18 protein-coding genes are annotated in these 18,315 nt (G+C 32.3%); all 18 read left to right on the top strand.

The features are described from left to right. Positions 1-145: 145 nt before the first annotated feature. Complete coding sequence (gene mraZ / locus HMPREF0520_RS01775; RefSeq protein ID WP_006730074.1) at positions 146-577, top strand: division/cell wall cluster transcriptional repressor MraZ; 432 nt, start codon at positions 146-148, stop codon at positions 575-577. A gap of 2 nt (positions 578-579) precedes the next feature. Continuing rightward, a complete protein-coding gene (gene rsmH, locus HMPREF0520_RS01770; RefSeq protein WP_006729188.1) occupies positions 580-1,527 on the top strand; it encodes a 16S rRNA (cytosine(1402)-N(4))-methyltransferase RsmH in 948 nt (315 codons plus the stop codon). 27 nt (positions 1,528-1,554) lie between these two features. Beyond that, a complete protein-coding gene (gene ftsL / locus HMPREF0520_RS01765) occupies positions 1,555-1,920 on the top strand; it encodes a cell division protein FtsL (protein ID WP_006729187.1) in 366 nt (121 codons plus the stop codon). Next, positions 1,917-4,070, top strand: a complete 2,154-nt coding sequence (locus HMPREF0520_RS01760) for a penicillin-binding transpeptidase domain-containing protein (RefSeq protein ID WP_006729186.1) — start codon at positions 1,917-1,919, stop codon at positions 4,068-4,070. The genes ftsL and HMPREF0520_RS01760 overlap by 4 nt, the downstream gene beginning before the upstream one ends. Positions 4,071-4,078: 8 nt before the next feature. After that, a complete protein-coding gene (gene mraY, locus HMPREF0520_RS01755) occupies positions 4,079-5,038 on the top strand; it encodes a phospho-N-acetylmuramoyl-pentapeptide-transferase (RefSeq protein ID WP_006731316.1) in 960 nt (319 codons plus the stop codon). Between the two features lie 13 nt (positions 5,039-5,051). Then, entirely contained in the window at positions 5,052-6,434 is a 1,383-nt protein-coding gene (gene murD, locus HMPREF0520_RS01750; RefSeq protein WP_006729184.1) for a UDP-N-acetylmuramoyl-L-alanine--D-glutamate ligase, read from the top strand. Positions 6,435-6,436: 2 nt separating this feature from the next. Next, positions 6,437-7,549 carry an undecaprenyldiphospho-muramoylpentapeptide beta-N-acetylglucosaminyltransferase gene (murG, locus tag HMPREF0520_RS01745; protein ID WP_006729183.1) on the top strand — a complete coding sequence of 371 codons (1,113 nt, stop codon included), beginning with the start codon at positions 6,437-6,439 and terminating at the stop codon, positions 7,547-7,549. Between the two features lie 28 nt (positions 7,550-7,577). Continuing rightward, positions 7,578-8,414 carry a cell division protein FtsQ/DivIB gene (locus HMPREF0520_RS01740; protein ID WP_006729182.1) on the top strand — a complete coding sequence of 279 codons (837 nt, stop codon included), beginning with the start codon at positions 7,578-7,580 and terminating at the stop codon, positions 8,412-8,414. Positions 8,415-8,478: 64 nt separating this feature from the next. Then, a complete protein-coding gene (ftsA, locus tag HMPREF0520_RS01735; RefSeq protein ID WP_006729181.1) occupies positions 8,479-9,846 on the top strand; it encodes a cell division protein FtsA in 1,368 nt (455 codons plus the stop codon). An 18-nt stretch (positions 9,847-9,864) separates the two neighbouring features. Continuing rightward, a complete protein-coding gene (ftsZ, locus tag HMPREF0520_RS01730; protein WP_006729180.1) occupies positions 9,865-11,127 on the top strand; it encodes a cell division protein FtsZ in 1,263 nt (420 codons plus the stop codon). A 22-nt stretch (positions 11,128-11,149) separates the two neighbouring features. After that, a complete protein-coding gene (locus tag HMPREF0520_RS01725) occupies positions 11,150-11,572 on the top strand; it encodes a cell division protein SepF (RefSeq protein ID WP_006729179.1) in 423 nt (140 codons plus the stop codon). 2 nt (positions 11,573-11,574) lie between these two features. Then, entirely contained in the window at positions 11,575-11,865 is a 291-nt protein-coding gene (locus HMPREF0520_RS01720; protein WP_006729178.1) for a YggT family protein, read from the top strand. 140 nt (positions 11,866-12,005) lie between these two features. After that, entirely contained in the window at positions 12,006-12,620 is a 615-nt protein-coding gene (gene gmk, locus HMPREF0520_RS01715; protein WP_006730101.1) for a guanylate kinase, read from the top strand. Position 12,621: 1 nt separating this feature from the next. After that, on the top strand, positions 12,622-12,840 hold the full coding sequence (rpoZ, locus tag HMPREF0520_RS01710) for a DNA-directed RNA polymerase subunit omega (RefSeq protein ID WP_006729176.1): 219 nt from the start codon (positions 12,622-12,624) through the stop codon (positions 12,838-12,840). 57 nt (positions 12,841-12,897) lie between these two features. Continuing rightward, entirely contained in the window at positions 12,898-15,288 is a 2,391-nt protein-coding gene (priA, locus tag HMPREF0520_RS01705) for a primosomal protein N' (protein ID WP_006729175.1), read from the top strand. Positions 15,289-15,310: 22 nt separating this feature from the next. Continuing rightward, positions 15,311-16,255, top strand: coding sequence for a methionyl-tRNA formyltransferase (gene fmt / locus HMPREF0520_RS01700; protein ID WP_006729174.1), 945 nt, complete (start codon positions 15,311-15,313; stop codon positions 16,253-16,255). Beyond that, complete coding sequence (rsmB, locus tag HMPREF0520_RS01695) at positions 16,245-17,558, top strand: 16S rRNA (cytosine(967)-C(5))-methyltransferase RsmB (RefSeq protein WP_006729173.1); 1,314 nt, start codon at positions 16,245-16,247, stop codon at positions 17,556-17,558. Before fmt ends, rsmB begins: the two co-directional genes overlap by 11 nt. A gap of 5 nt (positions 17,559-17,563) precedes the next feature. Beyond that, complete coding sequence (locus HMPREF0520_RS01690) at positions 17,564-18,313, top strand: Stp1/IreP family PP2C-type Ser/Thr phosphatase (protein WP_006729172.1); 750 nt, start codon at positions 17,564-17,566, stop codon at positions 18,311-18,313. Positions 18,314-18,315: the final 2 nt, after the last annotated feature.

The following is an 18,315-nucleotide window of genomic DNA, read 5'->3' as shown; positions in this document are numbered from 1 at the left end:
AATATCTATGATAAAAGATCCTAATTTTAGGATCTTTTTTTGGTGTGGTTATATAGCTTTTTAAATATTTTTTGCCTTTTTGTGGTAAATTGTGGTTACTAGTGGTGAATTGTGGTAAATTATAAGTTGAAAGGGGGGAATGGCCATGTTCATGGGTGAATATCATCACAATTTGGATAGTAAAGGTAGATTGATTATACCGGCGAAGTTTCGTGATCAAATTGGTGATGAGATTATTTTCACTCGTGGTATGGAAGGCTGTATTTTTGGCTATCCGCAGGCGGAATGGCAAAAAATAGAAGCTAAATTAGCCAAACTTCCCCTGACACAGCGAAGTGCACGTAAGTTTACGAGACTTTTCTATTCAGGGGCGATGGAGACAGAATTTGATAAGCAAGGACGTGTTAATTTAACTGCTACGTTGAAGGAACATGCAGATCTTATTAAAGAATGTGTCATAGTTGGTGTTTCAAATAGAATTGAAATTTGGTCTGAGGATCGTTGGCAAAAATTTGCTGACGAAGCTGATGATAACTATGATGACATCGCAGAAGACTTGGATGATATAGAATTGTGATTATGGAATTTAAACATTATAGTGTGCTTTTACACGAAACAATTGATAATTTAAATTTGAAAAATGATGGTGTCTATGTTGATGCTACCTTTGGTGGTGGTGGACATGCATCATATTTACTAAAGCAATTGTCTAATGGGCATTTGATTGGTTTTGATCAAGATGAATATGCTATTGAACTTGCTAAGAAAAGCTTTTCGGAAGTATTAAAAGCCAATAGCAAGCCAAAATTGAGCTTAGTACATGATAATTTTGGTAATTTACAGCAAAATTTAGCAAAATTGGGTTTTATAGATGGCATAGATGGTATATATTACGATTTAGGTGTATCTTCACCGCAGTTTGATCAGCCTGAACGTGGATTTTCGTATCGATTTAATGCAAGACTTGATATGAGAATGGACCAAACTAAGGATTTGGATGCATATAAAATTGTCAATACTTGGTCGCAAAAGGAATTAAGTAATATTTTATTTAAATATGGTGATGAAAAATATGCTAGGCAAATTGCTAAGAATATTGTAGCGAAAAGAGCGATAAAACCCATTACTACAACATTTGAATTAGTAGATATTATCAAAGAAGCGATACCGGCTTTTGCAAGACGAACAGGTGGTCATCCTGCTAAAAAGTCATTTCAAGCTATCAGAATTGCTGTTAATGATGAGTTAGAAGTACTGGAAAAATCATTGTTAGATGCAATTGAAATTTTAAAGCCTGGCGGTAGGATTTGTGTGATTACTTTTCAATCGTTGGAAGATAAGATAGTAAAAAAAATATTCAAAAAATATTCAGATGTCGATATTCCAAGAGGGATGCCGCAAATACCAGATTCATTAAAGCCAACATTAAAAATAATTAGTAGAAAACCTATTGTTGCAACAGATAAGGAATTAGAAGAAAATAATCGTTCACATAGTGCAAAACTAAGAGTGGCAGAAAAGTTATAATTATTAATTTTTAAGAGGAGAATTGGTATGGTAGATAGTTCAGCAAGAAATTTTAGATATTCAGAGTTAGATGCTGACAACCAACGTAATAAACAAGTGATAGTTAGATTGACTTCTCAAAATGAACCTCTAAGTCTAACAGAAGTGCTTTTTATTGCTTTTGGTGTGGTTATGACTTTAATTATGATGTGTTTTATGATTTCTTCTAATATTTCTGCTACTAATGCACAGCGTAATTTATCTGAAATACAGAAAGATATTGCTACTGTACAAAATAAAAATACTAATTTAAGACAGGAAATTGGCGAATTAACTTCAGCTAATAGAATGAATAAATTAGCAAAACAGTATGGATTACAATTAATTGAGAGTAATATCAGGAATATTCGATGATGAATAATAAAAAGATTGTCCGAAAAGTGTCAAAATCTCATGTTAATCGAAATGTAGTTGGTAGATTGTTGCAAATATCAATGGCATTTGTTTTTTTGCTCTTTGTAGGAAGATTTTTGTATTTAAGTATATCTAAAACCATAGCGGGTGAAAACATCTCTGAAAGGGTTAGCAATTTATATAAACGGGATGAAATTTTAAAATCTGTAAGAGGAGCTATTTATGATAATAGTGGTAATGTAATTGCAGAAGATTCGCATAGTTTTACTTTATATGCCATTTTGGATAAGTCTTCGCTAGATTATAAAGGCAAACCAATGTATGTAGTCGATAAGAAAAAAACTGCTGAAAAATTATCGACCGTTATTCCCTTAAGCGAAAAAAAAATTTTGAAATATCTGCATCCAAAACACAAAGCATATCAAGTAGAGTTTGGTACTGCAGGTTCTGGTATTAGTTTAGCAACGAAAAAAAAGATTATGGCAATGCATTTACCTGGTATTCATTTTGATGAAACTCCTTCAAGATTATATCCAAATGGTAGATTTGCTTCTCATATCATAGGTATAGCACAACCATTTAATGATAAAAAAAATCATTCAATCAATTTAATCGGAACGATGGGGATTGAAAAGTATTTTAATAAAGTATTATCTGGTAAAGATGGTCGTAGAATAGCTTTGGTTGATGCTGGTGAATATCAGCTTCCTGGAGGTCAGCATTCATATAAAGCACCAATTAATGGCAATAATATTTATTTAACAATTGATTCGCAATTACAGATTTACTTAGAAAATTTATTGGATGCTGTTCAAAATAAATACAAACCTAAAGCATTAACGGCAATTGTAGAAGATGTCAAAACAGGAAAGATCATGGCTGCATCACAAAGACCTACATTTGATCCAGCAACTAGGAAGGGACTTAATGATAATTGGCGTAATATTTTAGTTCAAGATTCATATGAACCTGGATCTGTATTTAAGATACTTTCAATTACTGCAGCTATTCAAGAAGGAAAATATAATCCTAAGGAATATTATCGTTCGGGGTCTATTACATTTAATGGCTCTACAATTCATGATTGGAATTATACAGGATGGGGTGCTATTCCATTTGAGCAGGCATTTCCTCGTTCCAGTAATGTAGGTATGTCTATTTTGGTTAACAGACTAGGTAGGCACACTTGGAGAAGGTATCTAGATAATTATCATATTGGTAAGAAAACTAATATAACATTACCCGATGAAAATTCAGGGTTAATTAATATTCATAGTCAAATTGATCAAGCAGTTACTTCATTTGGTCAAGGTATTAATGTTAATGCAATGCAGATGATGCAAGTATATAGTGCATTGGCAAATTCAGGGCAAATGTTAAAACCACAATTGGTTGAAAAAATTGTGTCTTCTTCTGGTAAGGTCATTAAAAGGTATAAAAAGATAAAAGTTGGTAAACCTGTATATTCTCAAGAAACTGCACAAACTACATTAAAATTGATGCGAGATGTTGTTGAAAAAGAATATGGTACAGGTATGACTTATAAGATTCCAGGAAAAAGTATAGCAGTAAAAACAGGTACTGCTCAGATAGCGGGTATACATGGAGGATACCTTAAAGGCGATAGAAACTACCTATTTTCCGTTGTTGGCCTTACACCAGCTGATAACCCTAGATATTGTATATATATCACTATGAAGCAACCTCAAATTATGAGTGATCCTCCCGAAACAATAATGTCTTTAATTTTTAAACCCCTAATTAACCGTGTTAGCGTATCATCAAAAGTAGATATGATGGATGAACAGATTACTATTCCTAGTGTTAAGGGACAGTCTCGTGAACAAGCGGTTAGATTATTAGAAAAAATGGGACTTTATGTTGAAACAATCGGTTCAGGTCATAAGGTTGAAGCACAAAGCATCTTAGCAAATACCAAAGTAAATCCGAATAGTAAAATAATTATATTTACTGGTGGTATTATTCGATGTCCAAATATGAAGGGCTGGACGATAAAGCAAGTTACTCAATTTGCAAATATCAGTAAAGTTAAAGTGGAAGTGCTAGGTAAAGGAAAAGTTTATAAGCAGAGTAGAATCCCAAGATCTATTTTAAATCGAAATAGTAAAGTAAAAGTTGAATTAAGATGAGGTTAGATATGCAATATGGTTTATATCCCGGTGTGATTAGTTTAGTTATTACAGCACTGGTTTTGCCATTCTTTATTTGTTTTATGAAAATGAAAAAAGAAGGGCAACAAATTCGAGAAGAAGGTCCTAAATGGCATGCAAAAAAAGCAGGTACACCTACTATGGGTGGAATTGTTTTTTTGTTATCAAGTATAATTGCAACTGTCGCAATTTTATTATCTAATGGTAAGTTAAATAAAATAGCTATAATTTTGATTATTGCTTATTTAGGTTATGGAGTAATAGGCTTTTTAGACGATGGTTTGAAATTATTATTTCATAGAAATTTAGGACTTAGAGCATGGCAAAAATTATTAGGGCAAATTATAATTGCGTTAGTAATTTTGTTAATCGCTTATAGTGATAATTTTACTTTTAAGATATATATCCCATTATTTGGGACTGTTAATAGCTATTTACTATTTGTATTTTTCATTATAATTTGGCTGGTAGGTTATTCAAATGCTGTTAATTTATCAGATGGATTAGATGGTTTAGCAACGGGTTTATCTATTATATCCTATGGTACGTATGCTTATTTAGCATATTTAGCACATAATGCAACTGTGCTTGCTTTTTGTTGTAGTGTTATTGGTGGATTGGTAGCATTTCTTATTTTTAATCATAAACCAGCTAAAATTTTTATGGGTGATGTAGGTTCACTAGCATTAGGTGGTGGGCTTGCTGCAGTTTCGATTTTCTTAAATAGACCATGGTCTTTATTAATCATTGGTATAGTTTATGTTTTGGAAACATTGAGTGTCATATTACAAGTTATTTCATTTCAAACTACTGGTAAGAGAATTTTCAAGATGACTCCAATACATCATCATTTTGAAATGTTAGGCTGGAGTGAATGGAAAGTTGATATAGTCTTTTGGCTTGTGGGACTTTTAGGTAGTATTATATATTTATTACTTGCATTGTGAGGTAGTTACTTTGATGAAGATAATAGATAAATATCAAGATAAAAACATTTTAATATTAGGACTGGGCAAGAGTGGTTATTCAGTAGCTAAGTTATTATTAAAATTAGGTGCAAAATTAACTTTAAATGATAAGAAAAAATTAGATGATAATGCTCAAGCTATAGAATTAGCGTCATTAGGTGTCAAAATTATATCTGGGTATCATCCAACTGATATTTTTGCAAAAGAGCATTTTGATTATTTAGTTAAAAATCCTGGTATACCTTATGAAAATCCTTTAGTCCAAGCAGCTAAAGCTGCTAATGTATCAATTATAACCGAGCCTGAAGTAGCTTTAGCAGTAAGTTCTGCACCATATGTGTGTGTTACTGGCTCTAATGGAAAAACTACAACAGTAATGTTGACACAACGAATTATGGAAAATCATTTACATAAATTTGGTGGACATGCTTATGCAGTGGGTAATATTGGTGTTCCAATTTCTGAAGTAGTACTTAAGGCTAATGCTAATGATTTGTTAGTGGTTGAAATTTCAAGTTTTCAACTTATGGGTGTAAATACTATGAAGCCTAAGGTTGCTGCGATTGTTGATATTTACAATAATGTACATATTGATTATCACAAGACATTTGAAAATTATGTAGCTGCTAAGTTACGCATTACACAAAATCAAGATAAGTCTGATTATTTTATAGCTAATTTTGATCAAAAAAATATCTTAGAACAAGAACTTTCCCTAACCAAAGCTCACGTGGTCACTTTTTCCGAAGAATCTACTCAAGCAGATTATTATATTGGTGAACAATATTTAGAAAGCCAAGCTGACCATGAAATTATGAAAATATCAGATATTAAGATACCTGGTCGTCATAATCAGCAAAATAGTTTGGTGGCTATTGCTATTTCTAAGATTATGGGTGCGTCTGATGAGGATATTAGAAGTGTGCTGTCAACATTTACGGGTGCAAAACATCGTTTACAATATGTGATGACTTATAACAATCGGCGTATATATAATGATTCAAAATCAACTAATATCGAAGCTGCTAGTGTAGCTATTCCATCTTTTAGTCAACCTGAAGTTTTAATTGCTGGCGGATTAGATCGTGGATTTACATTTGATGAATTAGTACCATTATTGAAAAAACATGTTAAGGCAATCGTATTGTATGGTGAGACAAAATATTTATTAGCCGATGCTGCTAGAAAAGCTGGTATCCGAGATATTGTTATTGTTAATACCTTGCAAGAAGCTGTGCCTAGGGCGTATGATTTAACAAATGATGGTGATGTATTGTTGTTTTCACCTGCATGTGCATCGTGGGATCAGTTTAATACATTTGAAGATCGTGGAGACTTTTTCGTGAAATTTGTTAAGGAGTTAAAAACTAAGTAATTATGAGAATTATTTTTTCCGGTGGTGGCACTGGCGGTCATATTTATCCAATTTTAGCATTGATAGAAAGGCTAAAAGAAAGAAAGTTAACAACAGATGATGATATTTTGTTTATTGGTACTAATAAGGGATTAGAATCTAAAATTGTACCAGCTGCTAAAATTCCATTTAAGACTTTAGTTGTGCAAGGCTTTAATAGAAAACATTTATTGCGTAACTTTAAAACAATCAAGCTATTTTTAAATGCTACTAAAGATGCACGTAAAATTTTAGAGGAATTTAAGCCCGATGTAGTTGTTGGTACAGGTGGTTACGTTTGTGGAGCTATAGTTTATGCAGCTGCTAAGATGAAAATACCAACTTTGATTCATGAGTCAAATTCTGTTGTTGGCTTAGCTAATAAATTTTTAGCACATTATGTTGATAAAGTGTGTTATACCTTTGATGATGTTGTTCGTCAATTTCCAGAGAAGAAAAAGCTAGTTAAAACAGGTAATCCGAGGTCGCAGCAAGTATTAAGCTTAAATGAAACAAAGATAGATTTGAAGAAGAAGTGGAATCTTAATCCTGATGTTTTCACTGTTCTAATTTTTGGTGGCTCACGTGGTGCACTTGCGATTAATAATATCATGGAACGGTCAATTGATGAATTGGGGGATAAGCCATATCAAATTATTTGGGCTACCGGACAAGTTTATTATGGCCAGATTAAAGAGCGGTTAGCTAAGCACAAGATAGCTAAGAATATTGTTATTGTACCTTATATTGATAATATGCCAGGATTGTTGCCACAGATGACATGTGTAGTTTCACGCTCAGGTGCTACAAGTTTGGCGGAATTTACAGCGTTAGGTGTTCCCGCTGTTTTAATACCTAGTCCAAATGTTACACATAATCATCAAGAAAAAAATGCAATGGATTTAGAAAAAGCAGGTGCTGCATTAGTAATTAATGAAAATGATTTAAATCCTAACAATTTTGTTTCCTCAATTGATCATATTTTACTTGATCCTAATTGTGCACAAAAAATGTCAGCAGAGTCTAAAAAATTATGTTGCTGTGATGCATCAGATAAATTGATTTACGAAATGCAAAATCTCATTAATAAAAAATAATTTTTGAGCATAAAGTAGGTGTTACTAGATGTCAAATAGTAAATTAACTAAAAAAGATCCTAAAGAGCAAATAGCTAAATGGACTGAATATAAGAAAACAAAAATAAAAGAAAATATTGATTTACCGAGACTAGGTGCACTTAGAAGGCATGCTTTATGGACTAAATTAGGCAGTATTATTATTTTGTCTGTAGTTGGAATAATTATATGTTTGTACTTTATTTCTTTTAAGTCTAGTGTGAGAAGCGTTAAATTAGTAGGTGCAGACGAGATAGATGGTGCTAAAGTTGCTAAAATTATTGATGTTAGTCCCAAGACCAAGGTGGTTTTTTCATTATTTAAAGGCAAAGAATATAGCAAAAAGATATCTCGTGTTTTTCCTGAAGTTGATACAGTTAAGATTACAGTTACAAATTGGAATAATCTTATATTACATATCAAAGAAAAACGTGTTATAGGCTACGTTAAGGAAAATAATCATTATCGAAAGATATTGTTTAATGGCAAGGTATCTAGGCAAGATATATCGGAAAAGTTAGTTGATATTAGCAAACCTTTGTTTTTGGGTTATAGCAGACAAAAGTCTATTATTAATGATTTAAAAGTTTATAAAGCTTTACCTCCTTACTTTAGGGATAAAATTAAAATGATCAGTGGAAAAATTAGGCGACCAAATCAGATTATTTTGTTGCTTAATGATCACAATATTATTATTGGAGATGTAAATACTTTTGCTGAAAAAATAAAATACTACAATAGCATAAAAAAACAGCTTACGCAACCTTCCATTATAGATATGGAGGTAGGGGTATTCTCTAGACCCTTAACAGTTAAAGATAAAGAACAATATGAAATTAATTTTTAAAACTATACTTGGTATTATTTAATATGGTAAAATTTATGTAATTAATATATTTGGGGGCAACATCTTGGAAACGAAAGATTTATTGGTAGGTTTAGATATCGGTACAACTAGCGTAAAAGCTGTTTTAGCATCCTCAGAAACAGGAAAATTACGTGTTATTGGTACTTGCTGCGAAGCAACTAAAGGTATGCGACATGGTAAAATAGTTGATATTGAACAAACTGCTAACAGTATTAAAAAAGTATTAAATGGGCTTTCTCAGAAAACAAATACAACATGTGATTACCTAATTACAGCAGTTCCTGCGAATATGTTGCAACTAGAGTCTGCACACGGATTGATTAATGTTGGTGAACAAGGCAAGGAAGTAGACGAAAATGATGTGAGAAGGGTTGTTTCTGTCGCAATTAAGTCTTCCATTAAAGATACTAGACAAGCGATAACTTTTTTGCCTAGCAAATTTTTGATTGATGGACGTACAGATGTTGATGATCCTAGAAAGATGATTGCACACTCATTAGAAGTTCATGGTGTTTTAGTAACAGCTCCTATTTCAGATCTACACAATATAAGTAGAGCTATTGAAAGAGCTGGATATAATAATAAATTTTTTGTACCTACGCCATTAGGAATTGCCAATGTTGCACTAGATGAAGGTGAGCGAACATTTGGATCCATTATCTTGGATATGGGTGGTGGTATTACTACTGCTACTGTGATTCATGAAAATAAAATAAAATATGCAACTATTGACCTTGAAGGTGGTAGTGATGTTACTAAAGATATATCAGTTGTATTGAATACGTCTTTAGATGAAGCAGAAAAAATAAAACGTGACTTCGGTTATGCAGACCCTGAACTAACTTCTAAAGAAGACAAGTTTCCTGTTAATGTTGTTGGAGCTAATGCCCCTAAAATGATTGATGAAGAATATTTGAGTGAAATAATCAGTGCCAGGTTACATCAGATATTAGATCGAGTAGGTAAAGGGTTAAAGGAACATGCAGCTTTTAATTTACCAGGTGGTATTGTTATAACTGGTGGAAATAGTGAGATTCAAGGTACTGATGATCTTGTTAAGAATAGTTATAATATAAAAGTTAAGATGTATCAGTCAGGACAACCTGGATTAAAAAATGCTATTTACGCTGTAGCATTGGGTGTTATAACTTATGCGTATAATTTAAGTGATATTAATTATTTAGCAAATAGTGTTATATATGGTTCTCAACATACTGATGATGTAAAAGACATTATTAGCAAAAGTAAGTCAGTATTTTTCAAAAAGCAACGTTCTGAGGATGAAAATAATAGAGAATTAGAATATAATGATAACATACAGCAGGGTAGTCATGAAGATGATGCTAATAATGGTAAAGTTAAAAAAGAAAGAAAGTCATTCATTGATTTTATAAAAAAATTTTTTGACTGATGAGGATGGGTTAGGCTAATGGATTTTAATTTTGATTCTGATAATAAAAGTGCAGTTATAAAGGTTATCGGTGTTGGTGGAGCAGGTGGTAATGCAGTTAATCGTATGATTGATGAAGGAGTACAAGGAGTATCATTTATTGCTGCTAATACTGATGTTCAAGCTTTAAATAGTAATAAGGCTGAGAATAAGATACAGTTAGGGCCGAAGTTAACCAGAGGTTTAGGTGCAGGATCACATCCTGAAGTAGGGCAAAAAGCTGCTGAAGAAAGTCAACAGACTATAGAAGAAGCTCTTAAGGGAGCAGATATGATTTTCATTACTGCTGGTATGGGTGGAGGTACTGGTACAGGTGCCGCACCAGTCATAGCCAAAATTGCCCGTGAAACAGGTGCATTGACGGTAGGTGTTGTTACAAGACCATTTACTTTTGAAGGTCCTAAGCGTTCAAAGGATGCTGCGGAAGGTATTAGTCAATTGAAGCAATATGTCGATACTTTGGTAATTATTGCCAATAATCGCTTACTCGAGATGGTTGATAAAAAGACACCTATGATGGATGCATTTAAAGAGGCTGATAATGTTCTTCGTCAAGGTGTGCAAGGAATATCAGATTTGATTACTTCAACTGATTATGTTAACTTAGACTTTGCTGATGTTAAAACAGTTATGGAAAACCAAGGTTCTGCTTTGATGGGAATAGGTCGTGCTAGTGGTGAGAATAGAACTGTAGAAGCAACTAAAATGGCCATTTCTTCGCCATTATTGGAAGTTTCAATTGATGGTGCTAAACAAGTATTGTTAAATATCACTGGTGGGCCTGATTTAACATTATTTGAAGCACAAGATGCTTCAGATATTGTTTCTAAGACAGCTGGTGATGATGTTAATATCATCTTTGGTACATCGATTAATGCTAACATGGGTGACGAAGTTGTTGTTACAGTTATTGCAACTGGTATTGATAATAAACAAGATAATCATCAAAATGTTACTAAAGCAAAATTAAACAAAGAAAGTGTAGAATCATCTACAGCTAATAAGGCGGTTACACCAGCTGATACACAAAAAGATGGTAATGTTGCTAAACCAGATATGCTATTTGATCCAACAAGTATTTGGAAACAAGATAAAACAAGTAGTAATCGAGTACAAGAAAAAGTTAAAGGAGATTCTTGGACTCCATTTAGTAAATCGGAGCAACAAGATGTTTTGGATGTTGAGACTAATCTTGATGATGAAAATGACATTCCATTTTTTAAACATCGCCAGAATAATTAATTTCTAAGAGGGGAGACTATTTATGGCTTTTGAAAAATTGACAAAGATGTTAGGTATTTCAGATGAAGATGAGTATGAGGATGATTCATTTGAAGAATCTGAAGTTAGCTACCAGGAAGATAAACGTAACGACAAGAAATCAAATATAGTTTCTATTAATTCTGTGAATGCAGGTAAGAGTAGAATAGTTTTATTTGAGCCTCGTGTTTATTCTGACGCTAAAGAAGTTTCTCAAAATTTGCTTAATAACCGTGCAGTTATTATTAATTTCTCGCGTATGGACGAAGGTCAATCAAAACGTATAGTTGATTTTGTTATGGGTACAGTTTATGCACTGAATGGAGATATTCAGCGTGTTGGTGAAAAAATATTCTTAGCTACACCACCTAAGTTTGTTACTGATGGAAAAATAGCTGATGCTACAAGCGAAAAAGATAATTTATAATTATGTTGAGATATTTATTTTTTTATTTTTTACTGATTGTTCATTATATCGCATATATTTATGGATTGTTAATTGTTGTTGATGCGTTATTTAGTTGGGTTGATTTTCTATATAGATCTGTAGTTGGTAAATTGATAAATAGAATTGTTAATCCATATATAGCACTATTTAGAATTAAACCCATTATGAAGATAAGTTATAGCTTTGGTATAGATTTATCGCCACTTATTGGAATATTATTGTTATGGATTATTCAGAACATAACATTTAGATTAATGGTTCAGATTTTATAATGATTAGATATCAGTTCAATATATAAAATTGCAAGCTCTTTTTAGTGCTTGTTTTTTTATTTACATAAAATATAAGCTTGAAAAAAGTTCAATTTTAATGCACAATAAAAGTGTTACGTTATTATTGAATGGGTGTGAATATGTCTAATAAAGGTTTATTAATTGTTTTATCTGGTCCTTCAGGAGTTGGCAAAGGTACAGTAAAAACTGAAATGGTGAGGCAACAGGCCTTTCCTTTTGAATATTCGGTTTCCATGACTACTAGGAAGCCACGTCAGGGTGAAGTTGATGGTAAAGACTATTTCTTTGTCGATGAAGAAAGATTTAAGAATGCTGTCGCAAATAAAGAATTATTGGAATATAACCAATATGTCGGTAATTATTATGGTACGCCCTTAGCACCAGTAAAAGAAATGCTTAACATGGGAAAAGATGTTTTGCTGGAAATTGATGTTAATGGTGCAAAGCAAGTGCGAAGCTTGATGCCTGATGGTGTATTTATTTTCTTAACACCACCTGATTTGCATGAATTAAAACATAGAATAGTAAATAGGGGTACAGACTCTGATAAAGCTATTGATTTGCGAATGCAACAAGCTCGCCAAGAGATATTAATGATGCAAGATTATGATTATGCAGTAGTCAATGATACTGTTGCTAATGCAGTTGATCATATCAAGGCAATTGTTGAATCAGAACATGTTCGCATTGCTCGTGTCATTGACGATTATCGAAATATGGTTAAGGAGGATTAAGATGAAAATTACATATCCATCGATTGATAAGTTATTAGATAAAGTTAATTCGCGTTACTCGTTGTCAGTATTGGCAGCTAAACGCTCTCATGAGTTACAATCTGGAGAGCCAGGAGCTCTTTTGTCATATAAATCTTCTAAAGCCTTAGGACAAGCATTAGAAGAAATAGCTGCTGGTAAAGTTACTATTGATCCTGAACACCAAACTAAGATTGATTAATGGTAAAGAAGTGCCTTCATTGTTTCTAGCGATGAAGGCTTTTTTGTAGGTGAAATAATGTTTGCAGAAGTAATTGTAGATGTAGCAGCTAAACAAACTGATAAAACGTTTGAGTATAAGATTCCATCTGAATTAAAAAATGTTGCAGTAGGATCACGCGTTGTCGTACCATTTGGTAGGCGAAAAGTGCAAGGATTTGTTGTTGATATTCATGCAGAAGCTAATTATCAAGGTGAATTAAAAGAATTATCGTTAGTCTTAGATGATCAAATTCCTTTAATACCAGAGTTAGTTAAACTTTCTGAAGTTTTAGCACGTAAATTATTTACGTATAGAATTTCTATTTTGCAGGCTATGTTACCGAGCATGTTAAAAGCAGGATATAAAAAAAATATTGTGCCTTTGACTGATTCAGCTAGAGCATTACCAATTTTTAATGGTAAAGTGATCGATGCTGCCACTGTAAGATCTAATGCGGATATATTATTAATCAATAAATTATTAGCAACTAAGGCTGCCAAAATAGATTATGTTGTCAAAAACAAAGCTAGTCATAAAAAGGATGTAATATATTCAATCAGTAATTCCAAAAAAGACTATTTGGAAATTTTGGCTAATTTAAGAACTAATGCTTTTAAGCAAAAAATATTATTGAATGACATTATAGAAAATTATGAATCATATCCTAAGAGACAACAAGAGTTGGCTAATTTGGGTATTAAATCAGATGTTTTAAGAAATGCAGTTAATAATAATTGGTTGCAAAAGCAAGAAGTTGATGTATATCGTGATCCAACTGCAGCTGATATGATTCATGCATCAAAAGTTGTGCAATTAAATGCTGAGCAACAAGCTGCTCTAGATCAAATTAATCAACAAATTGTTCGAAAAAATGCTAAAACTTTTTTATTAGAGGGTATAACTGGAAGTGGAAAAACGGAGGTATATTTACACGCCATTGCTGAATGTTTAAAAAATAACAAGAGTGCATTAATGCTAGTTCCCGAAATAGCACTAACGCCGCAAATGGTCAATCAAGTTAAAAGCAGATTTGGAAAAGATGTAGCTGTATTACATAGTGCACTATCTGAGGGTGAAAAATATGATGAGTGGTGTCGAATTCGCAACCAAGAAACACATGTAGTCGTGGGAGCGAGAAGTGCTATTTTTGCACCGTTAACTAACATTGGTTTAATTATTATTGATGAAGAGCATGAAGCAAGTTATAAACAAGATAATACTCCTAGGTATCATGCACGTGATGTAGCTATTTTAAGAAGTGAATACAATCATTGTCCGTTAGTATTAGGGAGTGCAACTCCATCATTGTATAGTAGAGCTCGTGCTCAAAAAGGTGTTTATCAATTACTGCGACTTAATAATCGAGCTAATAATAAGGAACTACCCAAAGTGCAAATTATCGACTTAAAAAAAGCGATGTTTGCAGGGACGCAATTTGATATTTCTGTTGATATGTTGAACGTAATAAAAAAGACCATAGCCAAGAAAGAACAAGTTATCTTATTGTTAAATCGACGGGGATTTTCCAATTTTATGTTATGTCGTGAGTGTGGTTATGTTTTACAATGTCCTAATTGTGATATTTCGCTGAATTATCATAAAGACATTAATCAAATGAAATGTCATTATTGTGGCTATGAAATTAATAAACCATATGTGTGTCCTAAGTGTCATAGCAAGCATATTATTTTTTTGGGTAGTGGTACTCAAAAGATTCAAGAAGAACTTATTAATATGATTCCTAACGTTCGTATTTTACGTATGGATATAGATACGACACGAAAAAAAGGTAGCTATCAAAAAATATTATCTGCCTTTGGACAAGGTCAAGCAGATATATTGTTAGGTACACAGATGATTGCTAAGGGGCTTGATTTTCCTAATGTTACACTGGTTTGTGTTGTTAATGCTGATATTGGCTTGGCTGTTTCTAATTATAATGCTAGTGAAAAAACATTTGATTTATTAACGCAAGTAGCTGGTAGAGCTGGTAGGGCAGATAAAGAAGGATTGGTTTTGATACAAACTTATAATCCAGACCATTATGCGATTAAATTAGCTAGTGTACAAGATTATGAGCAATTTTATCAAAGTGAAATGCGATACCGATATATTGGTAATTATCCACCATTTTATTTTACAACTTTGGTTTCGATTGTCTCGCATAATGAACCTCTGGCTGCTAAGCAGGCTTTTCTTGTCAAAAGACTATTGACTAAAAAATTAAGTCAAGCAACGATCGTTTTGGGGCCAACTCCTAGTGCAATTGGTAAAATAAATAATCAATATTTTTATCAAATACTGGTAAAATATAAAAAAGAACCTTATTTGGCTGAAACTTTGAGTTATATTCAAAACTATGCTCAAGATATTGCCAAAAATGATATTAATGTTTATATAGATCAAGAACCAGAAAATATTATGTAGATTTATAGAAAGAAGTGTTTTAATGACATCAGTTATTTTTTTAGGAACTCCAAAATTTGGTGCAGTTGTACTTCAAGGATTAATTGATCAGGGATATAAAATCGAGGCAGTAGTTACGCAACCCGATAAAAAGTTTGGAAGAAAGCAAGAATTACATCAATCGGAAGTTAAAAAAGTTGCCTTAGCTAATAATTTGAAAATATATCAACCGCTACATTTATCAAAATCAGAAGAAATGAATGAATTATTAAGTATTAGACCTGATTTTATTGTTACTGCGGCATATGGACAGTTCTTACCAACTAAATTTTTGCAAACTGCTAAAATTAAGGCTATCAATGTTCATGGCTCATTGCTGCCTAAATATCGTGGTGGTGCACCTATTCAATATTCATTAATTAATGGTGATAAACAAACTGGTGTAACTATTATTGAAATGGTTAAAAAAATGGACGCAGGTGAGATGTATGGTAGTAGGGCAATTGATATTTCTGATGACGATACTTCTGGCAGTTTATTTGAAAAATTAAGTATCATTGGACGGGATTTGTTACTTGAAGTAATTCCAAAGATTATAGCTAATCAAATAGTACCTACTTGTCAAGATGAGGATAAAGTCGTTTTCTCGCCTAATATTTCAAAAGACCAAGAACAAATAAAGACTAGTATGACTGCTACCCAAGCTCATAATTTAGTGCGTGCATTGAATCCACAACCTGGTGCATATATTTTGATGCATAATAAACGCTATAAAATCTGGCAAAGTGAAGTTAGTGCTGAAAAGTGTAGTTTAGAAAGTGGTTATTTAGTTTCTAAAAATAAAGAATTCGCAATTAGTTTTAGTAATGGTACTATTTTGAAGATATTAAATATTCAACCAACGGGCAAAAAGCCTATTGCAATTAAAGATTTTATCAATGGACAAGGTAATCAATTTAAAGTTGGAGAAAAAATAGTTGAAGATTAATGCACGTAGTGTCGCTTTAGATACGTTATTGAAAATTTTTAAACAAAAATCATATTCCAATATTGCATTAAATAATGCTTTGGAAAAAAGCCAATTAAGTCCTATCGATAAAGCCTTAACTACACAAATTGTTTATGGAACTGTTCAATATAAACTTTATTTAGAATATCAATTAAAGTCACTAGTGCAGACTAAATTAAAAGAAGATTATTTGTGGCCTTTGCTATTGATGTCTGCATACCAATATTTTTTTCTAGATAAAATACCTACTGCATCAATTGTTGATGAAGCAAATAAATTAGCTAAGTCATATAGCCCTAAGGGTTCGCAATCTTATCGATTAGTTAATGGTATTTTGCGTTCATTAGTTAGAAGAGGTGAAATTTTACCAGAAGAAAAAGATGCAGTTAAATATATGAGTATTAAATATTCATATCCTCAATGGTTGGTTAAATATTGCCTGGATCATTTTGGAAAAACTAAGACTATAAGCATTTTACAAGCAGGTAATATGCCAAGCGTTAATAGCATTAGAATTGCTGATATGAGTAAAAAAGATGAAATTTTGCACAAATTAGCTACAGAATATAAAATAAGTATATCTAATTTAACTAATCATAATGTTAATTTGGACCATGGATCTATTACAAATAGTCAATTATTTAAGGATGGATTGATTACGATTCAAGATAGTGCAGCTTCATTAGTAGTCGATGCTTTTAATTTTAAAGGTGATGAAAAGGTGCTAGATGCTTGTAGTGCTCCAGGTGGTAAAACTGCACAGATAGCTGAGTATTTAACAACAGGTAAAGTTTTTGCACTAGATATTCATCAAAAAAAATTAAATTTAGTTAAACAAACATTGACTAGATTACACCAAGATCAAAAATTGATCATGAAAGCACTTGATGCTAGAAAAGTTAATGAGTATTTTTTCGGCCAACAATTTGATAAAATACTTGTAGATGCACCTTGTTCAGGATTAGGACTAATAAGAAGAAAACCTGAAGTAAGATATGAAAAACAGATGGAAGATTTAAAGCATCTAAGCGAAATCCAGTATAATATTTTAGATCATGTAGCTGGGTTATTAGCTGAAAATGGTGAGCTCGTATATTCAACTTGTACGATTTCAATAGAAGAAAATGAAGATGTAGTGAAGCGTTTTTTGACTAATCATCCTGATTTTTCCTTGGCTCCATTTGAAGTTGGTAATTTATCTAAGTGTAAAATGATCAAAATTTTTCCGGATGATTATAATAGTGATGGCTTTTTTATTGCCAAATTCGTTAAAAGAGGTTAATTATTTTGGTAGAAGCAACTTATTTTACAAGTGTTGGTAAAGTTCGCAAGACAAATCAAGATTTTGTAAAAACATTTAAAAATCGCAATGGAATTATTATGGGAGTTGTGTGTGATGGCATTGGTGGACATCAAGGTGGAGATGTTGCTTCCAATATGGCTGTTAACCATTTAGGCCACAATTTTATGATGACAGATTTTTGTGAGGCACAAGTTGCACAAAGTTGGTTATCTGTGCAATTAAAAGCAGAGAATGACAATATTTTGCGTACAGCCACAAAATTTGCAGATCTAAATGGGATGGGTACGACAATAGTTTTAGCCATTATTTTTGCTGATCAAGCTTTAATTGCACATTTAGGTGATTCTAGAGCCTATTTATATCGAGATAGGCAACTTACGCAATTAACTGAGGATCATTCTTTGGTTAATGAATTATTAAAAATGGGTCAAATTACAGAACAAGAAGCTAAAAATCACCCTCAAAAAAATATAATTACTCAAACATTAGGTGTCTCTAGTACAGTAGATCCAGAATTTTCTATTTTAGAAGTACATACATCGGATATTTTTTTACTATGTACTGACGGATTAACTAATTCATTGACAGATGAGCAAATTCAAACAATTTTAGTTCCTGATGGTCATAGTTTAAAAGAAAAATGCAAAAAATTAATTGATGAGGCAAATAGATTGGGTGGTGGAGATAATATAACAGTCTGTTTGTTGGATTGTTCAGAAAAGGAGGGTCAATAAAA

Source organism: Lactobacillus iners DSM 13335, assembly GCF_000160875.1.
In the GTDB taxonomy this organism is placed as follows: Bacteria; Bacillota; Bacilli; order Lactobacillales; family Lactobacillaceae; genus Lactobacillus; species Lactobacillus iners.
The sequence above is the reverse complement of the archived record's forward strand: the minus strand, read 5'-3'. Positions and strand labels throughout refer to the sequence as shown.

Excerpts from the sequence above, each read along its gene's own strand:
- mraZ (WP_006730074.1), top strand. The coding sequence starts at position 146 with ATGTTCATGGGTGAATATCATCACAATTTGGATAGTAAAGGTAGATTG.
- rsmH (WP_006729188.1), top strand. The coding sequence starts at position 580 with ATGGAATTTAAACATTATAGTGTGCTTTTACACGAAACAATTGATAAT.
- ftsL (WP_006729187.1), top strand. The coding sequence starts at position 1,555 with ATGGTAGATAGTTCAGCAAGAAATTTTAGATATTCAGAGTTAGATGCT.
- HMPREF0520_RS01760 (WP_006729186.1), top strand. The coding sequence starts at position 1,917 with ATGATGAATAATAAAAAGATTGTCCGAAAAGTGTCAAAATCTCATGTT.
- mraY (WP_006731316.1), top strand. The coding sequence starts at position 4,079 with ATGCAATATGGTTTATATCCCGGTGTGATTAGTTTAGTTATTACAGCA.
- murD (WP_006729184.1), top strand. The coding sequence starts at position 5,052 with ATGAAGATAATAGATAAATATCAAGATAAAAACATTTTAATATTAGGA.
- murG (WP_006729183.1), top strand. The coding sequence starts at position 6,437 with ATGAGAATTATTTTTTCCGGTGGTGGCACTGGCGGTCATATTTATCCA.
- HMPREF0520_RS01740 (WP_006729182.1), top strand. The coding sequence starts at position 7,578 with ATGTCAAATAGTAAATTAACTAAAAAAGATCCTAAAGAGCAAATAGCT.
- ftsZ (WP_006729180.1), top strand. The coding sequence starts at position 9,865 with ATGGATTTTAATTTTGATTCTGATAATAAAAGTGCAGTTATAAAGGTT.
- HMPREF0520_RS01725 (WP_006729179.1), top strand. The coding sequence starts at position 11,150 with ATGGCTTTTGAAAAATTGACAAAGATGTTAGGTATTTCAGATGAAGAT.
- HMPREF0520_RS01720 (WP_006729178.1), top strand. The coding sequence starts at position 11,575 with ATGTTGAGATATTTATTTTTTTATTTTTTACTGATTGTTCATTATATC.
- gmk (WP_006730101.1), top strand. The coding sequence starts at position 12,006 with ATGTCTAATAAAGGTTTATTAATTGTTTTATCTGGTCCTTCAGGAGTT.
- rpoZ (WP_006729176.1), top strand. The coding sequence starts at position 12,622 with ATGAAAATTACATATCCATCGATTGATAAGTTATTAGATAAAGTTAAT.
- priA (WP_006729175.1), top strand. The coding sequence starts at position 12,898 with ATGTTTGCAGAAGTAATTGTAGATGTAGCAGCTAAACAAACTGATAAA.
- fmt (WP_006729174.1), top strand. The coding sequence starts at position 15,311 with ATGACATCAGTTATTTTTTTAGGAACTCCAAAATTTGGTGCAGTTGTA.